At 56.3% G+C, this 13,208-nt stretch carries 8 protein-coding genes and 1 other RNA gene; 4 read left to right on the top strand and 5 right to left on the bottom strand.

The features are described from left to right. Window positions 1-8 precede the first annotated feature (8 nt). Window positions 9-557, bottom strand: a complete 549-nt coding sequence (locus DN611_RS09595; RefSeq protein ID WP_021748410.1) for an NUDIX domain-containing protein — start codon at window positions 555-557, stop codon at window positions 9-11. A gap of 104 nt (window positions 558-661) precedes the next feature. On the opposite strand from DN611_RS09595, the gene smpB reads away from it, so the two are divergent. From smpB to ssrA, 4 genes are all read left to right on the top strand, one after another. Beyond that, a complete protein-coding gene (smpB, locus tag DN611_RS09590) occupies window positions 662-1,180 on the top strand; it encodes an SsrA-binding protein SmpB (protein WP_081692081.1) in 519 nt (172 codons plus the stop codon). 10 nt (window positions 1,181-1,190) lie between these two features. Beyond that, window positions 1,191-1,712 carry a peptidylprolyl isomerase gene (locus DN611_RS09585; protein WP_119311913.1) on the top strand — a complete coding sequence of 174 codons (522 nt, stop codon included), beginning with the start codon at window positions 1,191-1,193 and terminating at the stop codon, window positions 1,710-1,712. A 15-nt stretch (window positions 1,713-1,727) separates the two neighbouring features. Further along, window positions 1,728-2,486, top strand: a complete 759-nt coding sequence (locus DN611_RS09580) for an SDR family NAD(P)-dependent oxidoreductase (protein WP_119311182.1) — start codon at window positions 1,728-1,730, stop codon at window positions 2,484-2,486. A gap of 221 nt (window positions 2,487-2,707) precedes the next feature. Beyond that, window positions 2,708-3,071, top strand: a transfer-messenger RNA (tmRNA) gene (ssrA, locus tag DN611_RS09575). A gap of 196 nt (window positions 3,072-3,267) precedes the next feature. Here ssrA and DN611_RS09570 read toward each other — a convergent pair. The 4 genes from DN611_RS09570 to DN611_RS09555 all read right to left on the bottom strand — a co-directional run bounded on the left by DN611_RS09570 (window position 3,268) and on the right by DN611_RS09555 (window position 12,992). Continuing rightward, window positions 3,268-3,747: an integrase core domain-containing protein gene (locus DN611_RS09570; RefSeq protein ID WP_025544048.1), complete on the bottom strand. Its 480-nt coding sequence runs from the start codon at window positions 3,745-3,747 to the stop codon at window positions 3,268-3,270. A 433-nt stretch (window positions 3,748-4,180) separates the two neighbouring features. Beyond that, a complete protein-coding gene (locus tag DN611_RS09565) occupies window positions 4,181-10,774 on the bottom strand; it encodes an S-layer homology domain-containing protein (protein ID WP_119311181.1) in 6,594 nt (2,197 codons plus the stop codon). A gap of 164 nt (window positions 10,775-10,938) precedes the next feature. Further along, entirely contained in the window at window positions 10,939-11,805 is an 867-nt protein-coding gene (locus tag DN611_RS09560; RefSeq protein ID WP_158629675.1) for a tyrosine-type recombinase/integrase, read from the bottom strand. 341 nt (window positions 11,806-12,146) lie between these two features. Continuing rightward, window positions 12,147-12,992, bottom strand: coding sequence for a tyrosine-type recombinase/integrase (locus tag DN611_RS09555; protein ID WP_119311179.1), 846 nt, complete (start codon window positions 12,990-12,992; stop codon window positions 12,147-12,149). Between the last annotated feature and the right edge of the window lie 216 nt (window positions 12,993-13,208).

The raw sequence follows: 13,208 nt of genomic DNA, 5'->3' as shown, positions 1-13,208 counted from the left end.
GTCTCCTCTCAAAGATTCAGAAGCACTTTTGCCTTCAGCACGGCGGCGATGGTCTTGCTGTCCTCGATCTCCCCGTCCATGACGCGGTGGACCATCTCATTGAAGGGAATGCGCTCCACATTCAAGAATTCATCCTCGTCCAACTGCTGGGACTCCATGTGCAGGCCCTTTGCCAGGAAGAGGTACAGCCGCTCACTGAGACAGCCGGGGGAGGGCAGGGTCACGCCCATGGGCAGGAAGGTGTCCGGCACGGCACCGGTCTCCTCCTTCAGCTCCCGCAGGGCACCGGCCACCGGGTCCTCGCCCGGCTCCAGCTTTCCGGCGGGGATCTCCAGCAGCGTCTTTCCGATCACATAGCGGTACTGGGTGACGGTGAGCACATTGTTCCGGTCGTCCAGGGCCAGAATGGCCACGCCGTCCACATGCTCTACTACCTCGCGGAAAGAGGTCCTGCCGTTCGGCAGCTGCACCTGGTCCACGTGCAGGCTCAGGAAGCTTCCCTGGTACTTTTCCTCCCGGCTGAGGGTCTTCTCCGTCAGATCCGCAGTCTGATTCATATAGCATTCCACCTTGTGTCTATTTTTTGTATATTCAGGACATACTCAATCACTTTATTATAGCATATCCTCCAGAAAAAGCCAACTGTGACTTTCTCTTGAAGATGCGGGGAAAATATGGTATTATAATAAAACCTTCCAGGAAAGAGGTGAGCCCCACGGAGAAGAAGGGAATCAAGATCGCGGCCCAGAACCGCAAGGCCTTCCACGACTACTTCGTGGAGGACCGGTACGAGGCGGGCATCGAGCTTGCGGGCACGGAGGTCAAGTCCATCCGGGCCGGAACGCTGAATTTGAAGGACGCCTACTGTACGGTAAAGGATGGGGAGCTGTTCGTCCATGGGATGCACATCTCCCCCTATGAGAAGGGCAACATCTTCAACCGGGACCCGGTGCGCTCCCGGCGGCTGCTGATGCACAAACGAGAGATCCGCAAGCTCCATGCCCTGGTGAAGCAGGACGGCTATGCCCTGGTGCCCCTGTCCGTCTATTTTAAGGATTCCCGGGTGAAGCTGGAGATCGGCCTGTGCCGGGGCAAGAAGAACTATGACAAGCGGGCGGCTGCCTCCCAGCGGGACGCCAAGCGGGAGATTGACCGCACCCTAAAAGAAAGGAATCGATGATATGTCTGACATGACGAACCCTATTGTCACCATCACCATGGAAAACGGCGCTGTGATGACCGGCGAGCTATACCCCGCCAAGGCTCCCAACACGGTGGCCAACTTCATCTCCCTGGCCAACAAGGGCTTTTATGACGGCCTGATCTTCCACCGGGTCATCCCCGGCTTCATGATCCAGGGCGGCTGCCCCGACGGCAACGGCATGGGCGGCCCCGGCTATGACATCCGGGGCGAGTTCTCCGGCAACGGCTTTGTCCAGAACGACCTGAAGCACACCACCGGCGTGCTGTCCATGGCCCGGGCCATGCATCCGGACTCCGCCGGCAGCCAGTTCTTCATCATGGTGGCCCCGGCGCCCCATCTGGACGGGCAGTACGCCGCCTTCGGCCAGGTGACCGGAAACGTGGAGGAGGCCATCCGCATCTCGGAGGTCCCCACCGACTGGAACGACAAGCCCAAGACACCGGTGGTCATTCAGAGCATTCGGGTGGACACCCAGGGCGTGGACTATCCGGAGCCTGAAAAGCGCTGAGAGGGGGAGAGCCCAATGAAGACGGCCATCATCACCGGCGCGTCCTCCGGTCTGGGACGGGAGTTTGCCCGCCAGCTGACGGACATATTCCCGGAGATTGAGTGCTGCTGGCTCATTGCCCGCCGGGAGGACCGGCTGGAGGAGATCGCCCGGGAGATGGTGGGGGTGGAGACGGTCTGCCTTCCCTTGGACCTGTGCGATTCCATGTCCTTTACCACCCTGCAGGAAAAACTGGCGGCGGAGAAACCGGAGGTGGCGATCCTCATCAACAACGCCGGCTGCGGTTACCTGGGCCGGATGGGGGAGACGGAGACCGCTGTCCAGACCCGGATGGTAGATCTGAACGTCCGGGCCATGACGGCGATGACGAACCTGGTCATTCCCTATATGCCGGCGGGGGGACGCATCCTCAACACGTCTTCCATCGCATCCTTCTGCCCCACGCCCCGGATGACGGTGTACGGCGCTAGCAAGGCGTATGTGTCCTCCTTCACTGTGGGCCTCAGTGAAGAGCTGAAGCGAAGGGACATTACCGTTACGGCGGTGTGCCCCGGCCCCATGAAAACGGAGTTCTTGGACGTGGGCAGCATCACTGGCCGTTCCCCGGCCTTTGAGTACCTGCCTTACTGCGACCAGGTGCGGGTAGCGGCGGGCGCGCTGCGGGCCGCCAAGGCGGGCAGGACTATGTACACGCCGCGGCTGTTCTACAAATTCTACCGGCTGCTGGCCAAAGTCGCGCCGGTGAAGCTGATGGTAAAATTTACTAAAACCTGAAATGTCATGGAATTGTAACACATTCCGACAGCGGGATGTGTTACAATCTCCATTGGTATCCTGCCAGATATCCCAGAAAGGCCCCCGGCATGGAGATGCGAATCGCAGGCTCCCATCACAAACCAGCGAAGCGTTTGTGATGGGAAGTGGAGGGACAACGGAGCATTGCGAGCTCTCGGCGCAGCCGGGAGCGGGTAGAGCACAGTCTGTCCCGACGACAGGGGGGTGTACCGGTTTCGACGGGGGTATGGAGGCGGGACCAGCGGGCGGCGGCGCCTGACCGCCATAAAACGGGCAATTTATAAATCAAATAACAACAGACAAGTTGCTATTGCTGCCTAATTAAAGGCGGCCGTCTGAACCGGAGTGGCCACAGGCCGGGGAAGGCGTCGTTGATGTGGCGTCCGTGCGGCGGGTAAGAGTTGCCCCGCCCACGCATGATGACTCTCACCTGACCGGACGGCGTGACGGCTTGCCGTCCGGAAGGGGAACAGGGAGAAAGACTCCCGCAATAACCGTCTGCGCCCGGAGAAAGTCCCGTTAAAGTGCTTTCGGACAGGGGTTCAACTCCCCTCACCTCCACCAAATGAATGACCCTATCCGATCTGAACAAATGCATGTCATTGTTTGGATTGGGTAGGGTCAATTTATGCCTGAACTTTTTGCACTGCAAGGAGGTCAGGATTTCCTATAGTTCTTGCCTTGTGTCATCTGCAAAATACAGATAGGACAAAATCAAAATACAAAACATGTAATCGGCCGGATACGAACCCCTGATATGTCAGCAAACCGCTCCCCCTGACTTGCTGTTCATGAATGCCTCTTCCACCCGACAGGGTATGCGGTTTTTCAACGTGCGATGCGGCCGCTGTGTGTTGTAAAGCTCGATGTACTCGATGCAGGAGGCAAGACATTGTTTGAAGTCTGCCTCGGAGGTATAATCCTTCCGGTAAAGCTCTTCCTGTTTTAGTGTGGCGGAGAATGGCTCGGCGACAGCGTTGTCATGGGGACGCCATGAATTGGAGAAGGATTGTACTACAGTGTGCGCATGAAACAGCTGTCTGAACCGACGAGATGTGCTCCTGCCAGTTGATGTCACCCCCATGCAGATCGCGCAGTAGCCGCCCTGCCGCATCCCGGTGGCGATGATGAGCTTGAGGTAGGTCTCGTACTTGAGTTTTCTTCCTCCAGCGCAGAACTGCGTCCTGCCAAGGAGACAGGAGGAAGAGGGAAGTAAAAAAGAGGGGATGTCAACAGGCATCCTCTCCTGCGTGAAAGAAAAGGGGATACAAAATAGAACCCGTGTGTTTCATGGGCCTAAAGCCAAAAGTTAAGACAGCAAATTATAAACGGCATCTAAAAAGATGTTCCAATGCCAATTGTCCGGCAGTGCACTTCTCGGCAATGGATAAAACGAATGAGTAGTTACAAGAAAAATGGGGTATTACGGCACACCGCAAAAGGCTTCCGGATTTGTCATGTGCTTCTCCAATGATTCAGCAGGTCCATCCGGCAGAGGGATGCTGTGTTTTAACAGGGCGGTATTGAAGTGGGATGCATTGCTGCCTTCTTCCATTTCTGTAAAGGCGGCAATGCGGCAATTAAGTATATTACGGCTTAGAGAACTCCATATTTTATTTATGCATACGGAGGAAAGGGAACGAAGTCCCTTTCCTCCGTACTGTTCAGTATGCTTACCAGAGCTGTGTCCAGTCTTCGCTGCCGCTGGTGCGGTCGTAGTCGTGGGCATTGGTGGCCTCTGCGACCTCGTAGTAAGCCCAGTGAGTGTCCGGCACATCGGTGAACTGTTCCAGTTCATCTGCGTGGCGGTCCACATAGGCTTCATCCGCACTGCGGTCCAGCATCCGGTTGACGATGGTGGTCACCTGGGCGCGGGTGATGGTGTCGTAAGGACCGAAGCGGCCATCGGAGTAGCCGGTGATCCAGCCATACTTGATCGCGCCTACCACATAGTCATAGAACCAGTCGTTCTCGGATACATCCGTAAAGATGTTCTCCCCACTGGTGTCCAGTTCTGCAAAGCGCATAGCGATCACGGTGAACTCCGCACGGGTGATCGCCCGGTCGGGGGCAAATTGCCCGTTGCCGATACCGGCGACGATGCCCAGACTGCCCAAGGTATTGACCGCCTCGGCATACCATGCGTCCGGGGCCACGTCGGAGAAGCTGACCGTGATGGGCACATTCTTATTGAGCAGGAGGTTATAGAACATCTGCGCCACCTGGGCGCGGGTCATGTTATCGTCAGGCCCAAACCACCCGCCGCCATAACCGCCGAGATAGGCACTGTGGTCCTTGGTGTTCAGCCAGCCAGATACGCCGGTGTCGTCCGGGTCTGCCACACCGCCGTTCTGCTCGGCAAAGACCGCCTCGATGGTGTGCTTTTCACGCACATTCTCAAAGGTGTACTTATCCACAGCGCCGACGCTCTCGCCGTCCACCAGCACATCCTCGATCACATAGCCCGCATCCGGGGTAATGGTAAAGGTTTTGCTGCTGCCACGGACCACGCGAACGCTTCCGTCAGGGCTGATCTCTCCGCCCTTACCGGCGCTGGCCGTGATGGTGTAGCGGGTGGTGTGACTTCCGCCGCCGCTGCTGTCGCGGGCGAAGCTGGCCGTGATGGTCATGTTCTCGGAGATGCTTATCATCTCATAGCTGCTGACCGCGCCCACGCTTACGCCGTTTACTGCCACATCGGAGATATGGTAGTCGGAGCTTGCAGTGATGCTGAAGCTCTGACTCTCGCCTCGCTTCACCAGCAAGGTGCCGCTGGGGCTGATGGAGCCGTTTTCACCGGCCCGCGCCGTGACGGTCAGGTAGGTCGGCGCATCGGGAACGTCGTCGCCGTTCTGATCCTCGCCAAAGTAGGCCACAACTTCGCTGTTTGCCTGCACGTTCTTGAGCGTCCAGGTATCCTTGAATGGATTTTCTGCATCATTGTTGGAGTAGACCACCTTGCCGTCCACAGTGATGTAGTCTAGTGCGTAACCTCCATAGGCGGTAATGGTGAATACAACATCATCGCCCGCGTCAACGGTCTTGCTGACGGGAGTAATGGTGCCGTTACCGTCGTTTACTCTGGCGGTGACAGTGTATCTCTCGCTTGGCGCGGGATCGTACTTGTCGGGAACGCCGTCGCTGTCCGCATCGGCGGAGAAGGTCACGACGATGCTGCGGTCGGCCTGCACATTGGTGAAGGTGTAGGTCTTGCTGTCCGCATCATAGCCGGCCAGATTGAGGTTGCCGTCGTTCAGATACGTGTCACCGTCAATGACGATCTTATCCACCGCATAGCCGGAGTCGGGAATAAAGGTAAAGCCTTGGTCGCCGCCCTCTGCAACGGTGGTGTCTCCGCTCGGATCGATGCTGCCGTTGGGACCGGCATAGGAGCGAATCACATAATTCTCGCCCAGCACGTCGGCTGTGCCATCGTTGTCGGAATCATAGCCCCAGACAGCGTACACGGTGATGTCTTCATCGTCGAAGGTCACGGCGGGAACGATTTGTACATACTTGAAAGCTTCGGTATCGGTTCCCTTGAAAATCTGTCTGTGCTGGTTGAGGGACCAACCGATGAACACCACGCTGTCGCCACTGCCATCGCCCGCACTGCGGTAGGAGAGGCGCGTCATGCCGATGGAGGCTAACTCGGGCACATGCGCGGGAGTGGTTTCTACGGGGGGGGCGCTCTCCTCGGTAGGGATGGATTCCTCAACAGGATCGGTTGCGGCAGGTTCGCTCTCTGTGGGCTCTTCCTCACCTGCGGACTCTCCACTGGGGAGCGTCTCTGTCTCCGGCTCGTCTGTGGGGCTGGGAATCACAGCGGAGTCATCCGTGGCTGGCGCCAAGGTGTAGGTGGGTTCTTCGGTGTCCAGAACTGCGACCTGCCCGGAAACATACTTGATTTCTCCGCCGTCGGGGACGCCAGCGACTTGATCACCGTCGTTGATGGCATTGCCGTCATAGGCCAGGGTGTACTTGCCGTCTTCCTCCACGTCGGGCGTGCCGTTCTCGTTGGCGTCATAGCCCCAGACGGCATAAACTTCATCGTTGGCAGTCAGGGTGAGCTTGTCAATGGTATTCGGGCCGTCCTTATCGGAAGCGCCGTAGATTTTAGTGTCCTGCTCAGCGCTCCAGCCGATGAAGATGATCATGGTGCCATCTTCAGCCGTCTTGTGAGTCGGTTTGTCGGTGGTGTTCAGTTGATAGTTTTCCGCTTCATCCGCGCTTACTTTCTCCTGCCCCGGCCCGCCGAAACCGCCGTTGGCATCGTAGGTCAGGGTGTAGGACTCAGAAGGATCGGGGCCGGGTTCCACATCCTTGGCATTCACGGTGATGCTGATGGTGGTCATCAAGGGAATGCTGTTCGTGTTCGTGACGCCCTCCGGCAGCGTGAGCGTGCCGTTCAGGGTGAAGGTCTGCGCCTCTGCCTTGCTGGGATCATAGCTTGTGTTTTGAGTATCCCACGTAACATTAGCCTGCATATCGCCCTTCGTGGTCTGAATCGTCACCTGCGTTGGAAGCCCCATCTCCTCAATGGCGGTGCCGTTTTCCACGGTGATTGCCGCAGGCGGTACGACATTGATCAGGTTGGGCTTTTCCGTGGGTTCCGTCACATCCGGCTTCTGGTTGCCATCAGTATCATAGCCCCATACGGCGTAGATCGTCAAAGCCGTGCTGTCGATGTAAACCCTGCCAGGCAACAACGCGATCTTCTCAAACGCTTCCTGATCCTCCTCGCCATAGATTTGGCCGGTTTTCGTTCTGGACCAGCCGATGAATACAACGGATGTTTCGTTGACGGGGGTGTGGGTTGGCGTTTGGCCGCTTAGCTCCACGGTGGTTCCTTCCCAAACGGTCTGCTCATCCGGCAGGTCGAAAACCTCTCCGCCGCTCTGTGCGTTGCCGCCATAGGTCAGCGTGCCTTGCCCGCGATAAGTCGCCGTGTACATTTGGCTTTCCTGTACAGTCGCTTCTATTGTTCCGCTCTTATCGTATTCCGGACTCCAGCCCGCAAACTGCCAGCCCGTGCTTGCTGTCACGGCAGGGGCCTCCGGATAAGAGCTGTAGCCCGGCAGCAGCTTATCATAAGTCACTGTCTTTTCGCTATCGGCAAACGTCCCGTGCTCCCCAGCCCGGAAGGTGATCGTAATGTACTGCTCGTCGTCGGGCTTTTCGTCGTTGTTCTTATCCTCGTTGTAGACCGACGTGTAGCTCTTGTTGGCGTCTTCCGCCCCCACGGAACTTCCAACGGTGATGCCGTCGCCCTCCGTGCCGGAGCCATAGGCGTGCTTGCTGTCATCCTGCCAGGAGTCAAACAGGTAGGTATCTTCGGGAATTACTTTGGGGGCCTCGGGATAGGTCTCCGCCTCAAAGCCTGCTTCGTTTGCTTTTACAAGGAATACTTTCAGAGCACGGGAGTCCGTGTCATAGATGTAATCCTTTCCTGCCTCCATCTGCTCCCACATGGTGTCCTCAATATCCCAACTGCCATAGCCGGTGCCCCGGAAGGTCAGCGTCACCGTGTAGGTATCCGGCTTGTCGTTGTTGTCCGTGTCAAGATAATAATAGACATCGGCGGTATTTGGTCCATCCTCGGTCACGGTCAGGCTGCCGGATGTCCCCTCATTGGAAGTCACATAGCCGTTACGGGCAGGGCGGCCGTATGTAACAGTTTCGCCGGGTTTCCGGTAACTGGTAAGGGTACGGGCGAGGCCAAACTCTCCGCTCTCCTGCTCGGTGTAATAGCGGATGGCAACTTCTTTATGGCCTTCGGCAGCGTCGTAATGCGCATCAAAGGTGAGATCTGCCGCGTCCGCACCGACGGGTTGGTTCGCATAGTCGGCGTAGCGGCTGGATTCATTTTTATTGTTGAACCAGCCCGTCCAGACCATACTGTCCGCCGTTGCGTTGACCTGCGGGATCTGCGGATACTTGTCGCCCTCCAGTTCGCCTTCCACTGGTTTTACCAGCTTGTAGGTCAGGGTCTTTTGATCCTCTGACAGTGCTCCGCCGGATGTCAGATTATTAGGATCAATGATTCCGTTTTCACCGGCATTAAACGTCAGGGTGATGGTGTGGTTGTCCGGCTTATTGTCATTGTCCGCATCCTTGTACAGGTAAACGGTTTTCTCCACACCCGCTTCGATCATCGTCCCCGCAACGGTTGTCGTAGAAGCAGTATAGCCCTCCGGTATGGACTCACTCACATCCACAGAAAATGCCTGCTTGATGGCAATTTGCTCTGTGATATTCTCTGGCAGAGCAGGCACCGCGGTGTCGGGCTGCTCACCCGCACCCCACTGGAATTTCACCGTCAGGTTGCCCTTTTTCACATCAAAGTGGAAATCTAAGGAGCTAACCGATTCCTTAACGACTTGGATCTCTCCACCCTCTCGCAGCACAAAGTCCTCATCGTTATAAGTGTCTTTCCACGGCTCATCAGAGCTGCTAATATACTCTCGGATATGCTCCCGGCCACGTTCCTCGTTCGGTCTGAACAGGGCGTCGCCCTCCGCCACCGTGCGCAGGTAGTTCGCCGCCGGAATGTCACTGCCGTTGATGTCGGTCGGGTCTTCGATGTACAGGTTGATGGTGATATTCCGCTCGTTCACTTCATTCACAGGAACCCAGTGTGGTACAAAGATGATGGTGGTCCCAGCGGCATCGGCGGCTACATCTTTTACATCTACAATATCGCCGGCGTGATACACTGGGGCACTGGTTCCTCTTACAACGTAGCCATCCGGCGAATACCCCTTTACCGTCTCATAAGGTGTCCGGCTGGTGATGGTGATGGTATCCTTGTTGCCCTCCACCACTGTGAAGCCCGTCTCTGGTTCGCCAATCAGGTCGTTGTTATTCCTATCATTCCGGTATTCCACCGAATAGGTGATGGGAGTCGCGGTCAGGAAAAGCTCTATGTTGTCTCCCAAGCCATTGGGAAGATCAAAGCGGTACTGATATTGCTCCTGCGTATAGCTCGGTTCTCTCCCGTCGTGCAGATTTCCGATATTCTTTTCAAAATTCATCTCCGCTTCGCTTACCTGACCGTTGACCTTGACGGTAAGCTGCGGTTTTTCATAGCCTGGCTTGAGATTGAAGTAGAACTCGTTGCCGGTTCTGCCCGTCTGGAGATACACATGGTTTACGCTTCCCGGAACATATTCCTCAGCGCCATCGTCCCAGCCCACAATATTTCCTATGCCGGACAGTTCCTTGATGATGACCTCGTTTCTGTCTGTGCGCTTAAAATTACCTTCGCTGATATAGAGGTCAGTGTACACATCGGATATCGTAACCTCATAATCATTCTGATAATGAATTGGAGCTGCTGTAGTGTCCTCCTGCACCAGAGTTATCCGTACTGTTTCGCCGCTTGGAAGGGTAGACTCTACATAAGCACCCTCGCCGGTCTCTGTGCCAGGAGTCTGAACCTCGTGGCCGTTGATGACCAGCATATTCAATGTGTACCGATTTAACAGGCTGCCCGCTGTTGACTCAATTCTAAAAGTGATCGTTCCGCCCGGCGTTATGCTCTGATTATTGTTACCGCTGGTAATGCGGCCATTGCGGAATGCGCCGTCAGTTGTATTATATGAAAAGGTATATGATGTTGCAGCTGTCTCGGTGATCGTAATAGTCAGTTCGTTCTGTACGTTATCCACCGTAAAGAGCATTTCACCGGTGTCCTGGCCAAAGACTGTACCGGTGTTGGAAATGTCAGTATCTCCTGCCTTTACGACCAGTCGTTGTCCCTTGGCCGACGGCATTGCCCGAAAGGTCAGGGAGTCACCCTTCTTCACCAGATCGTCCCCGGCGGTCTTCTCCGCGCCGGTCACATGATACGTTACCGGATACTTGGAGACATAGTAAAGGTCAATGGTTTCGCTCTCGCCCAGAATGGACAGTGCCCCGCTGATGGAGCCGTAGTAGGTGATATCCTGCCCCGTCAGAGTGCCCGCTTCATACACGCGCTTCCCGTTCACCTCGGCGTGATCGAAGTAAAGGTTTTCCCCGGTCAGATCGGGCGCGGTTTCGCTCAACTGACCAGCCTGCACATTTTCTTTAGGGGAGTCGCCTTTCACGCCATCCTTGTAGATGGTAAACTTGGCCGCAGACACCGCCCCTTCCTCTCTCTGGCCCAGATCCTGATACGGGGCACCGCCAGAAGGCCCCCCGCTGCCCGCCGCCAGCGCAGCCGTGGGGAGCAGCCCCATCAGCATAGCCAGCGAAAGGACCATTGCCAACAGTCGCCTTTTCATGGTATCTTCCTCCTTGCACAGACCTGGATTTGGCACACAGCCGCGGTCTGCAAAAATCGGTGTTTTTCCTATGGAGCTTCAATTCCCTCCATAATGCCTCTATCCGGCCTCCGGCGGCTGCCTGGCCAGGCATTGAAACGCCCCCGCCAAAGGAATTCCACCGTTCATAACTCCTCACCTCCCTTGTAGCAGTCGCTCCAACCTGCAGTCAAAGACTCCTTTTCCAGCAGGCGGTCATACGTCTGCTCGGCCAGCAGCTCCAGATTGGCCCGGATGCTCTCTTGCGTGGCAGTACATAATTTTCGCAGGCACCGGGGGTTACATTTTTCCGCCGATACCCGCGCGTCGCGGGCCAGCGATTGGATGCGGACGTTAATATTTCCACGGTCCATCAGCTTACCGTACCGGGTGCAGAACACCGGGCCGCTCCCGATCCCCCGCTCCCCGGCATAGGCCAGCAGCTCCGCGCGCAGGCAGGGCGGGACACGCAACCGCCGTGGAGCAAACACCCATCCTTCCTGTACGGCCTCCACAGTCACACGGGACAGGGAGCGAAGCGGCAGGTCCATTGTGCCAAACAGCAGCACCAGCAGATAAGTCTGGCGTTTCTTCAGGAGTTTCGCCGCCTGGAGCAACCGGAGATATTCATTCCGGGTCAGCTCCGGCGAAGACACTTCCCCGTTTATAGGGATCTGACCCGCCTGGAGATCCCGCCGTCCGGCAAACTCCAAAAGACCGTTGACTGTGGCCGTGCAGCTATTTACGGTGCCGGGGGAATAGCCCTGCTCCAACAGTTCCGACTGCCAGCTGGAGAGAAAGGCGGGGTCCAGATTGCTGTCCTCCGGCAGGTATTTCCGCAGCTTGGAGAGGTTGCGGCGGTAGGTGCTGATTGTCCCCTTTGTCCGCCCATGCTCCCGCAGGTTTTCCAGAAAACGCAGTTCCAGCTCGTCTGTCAGGCGCAGTCCCGGCCTGCTGAGGCGTTCCGTATTCTCGGAAAGGCTCGGCCTTTCCTGGCTCTTTTCCAATGGCACATCTATCACCTCGCAGCGTCAGAATTAACATTCCGCCCCAAACAAAACGGTTTTTCTACCTGCGGGACTATATACATAAAGAAATTATACCATTTCTATTCTCGAAAAGCAAGGAACTTCCTAACTTCCGGGCATGGAAAAGCAAGCCGCAAAAGGAGATTTTTTGCGGCTTGGTTTTGTGCGCCTCCTGCTCTCCTTTTATTGGGAGCAGGGGGCTTTATTTTTTGTGCTTGGTCCTTCTGCTGGGCACTTGTGCGCTAAAACTGTGGTCAGAATGTTAATTCAGTTTTCGCCGGGTATATCCCGGCGTTTGTGCTATCTGTGCGGAATGTTAACTCCGCCTATGACACCAGCCCCAGACGGTCGAGCTGCCGCTGGTGCTCTGCCCCGGAGGTTAGGAGATAGATGCGGGTTGTTTCGATGGAACTATGCCCCAGTACGTCCGCCAGTTTTGCGATATCCCGGTAGGCCCGGTAGTAGGCCGTGGCAAAACAATGGCGCAGGTTGTGAGGGAACACCTTGGAGGGTTCCACGCCCGCATGGACGCACAGCCGCTTCATTTCTGCCCATATCTGCCGCCTTGAAAGGCTTTTGCCGTTTCCTGTGAGAAAGATCTCGCCGGAAACGGTTTTATTTTTCTTGGCGTACTTCAAGAGTTTCCGGGCCAGCTTGGTGGGAATAAGAATGGTACGGACTTTCCCTTTCAGAGAAATTTCCGCCCGGCCCCGCTGAACGGCTTCCACGGTGAGATAGCGGATCTCGCTTACCCGGACGCCGGTGGAGCAAATGGCTTCCATCACCAGCGCCAGCCGGTCCCTGCCCAATTCCCGCGCTGCGGCGATCAGCCGGTCATAGTCCGGGCGGGTCAGTTCACGGGCCGGGTCCCGAAACAGCCGCCGCTGCACCCTGACAAACCGCGTCCGGCAGTCCTCCCAGCCAAGAAAACGGAACAGGCCGTTGAGGGCGGACAAGGCCGCGTTTACTGTGGAAGGCGCCCGGTGCTCGGCCAGCAGCCGCTCCTTCCAGCTAGTCACAGCCTCTTTGGTCACGGCGGCTCCATTCAGCCAGCAGACAAAAGCCTGCACATCCCGCAGATACTTCTCCCGGGTGCCAGCGGCCCGCTCTTCTATGCGCAGATAAGTGTCATAAGCGGTGATCTGTTCTGTACTCAAAATTCGGATATTCATATTAAAATCCCTCCATTCAGATAGTGTGTTCAGTTTACCTGATTGCCGCGGAGGTATCTTTACAATTCCCGAATCTTTCTTAAACACCAATTCACTTTTCTTCTGGAACAAAAATGGTTTGACTGAGTGCAGGTTTTTTTGAAAAGAGACAAGCAAGATGGCCTCCGGTTTAAGGAGGCCATCTTGCTTGTCTCTTAGGTAGGTGTTCTGAATTTG

This window comes from Oscillibacter sp. PEA192, assembly GCF_003574015.1.
GTDB classification, from domain to species: domain Bacteria; phylum Bacillota; class Clostridia; order Oscillospirales; family Oscillospiraceae; genus Oscillibacter; species Oscillibacter welbionis.
The sequence above is the reverse complement of the archived record's forward strand: the minus strand, read 5'-3'. Positions and strand labels throughout refer to the sequence as shown.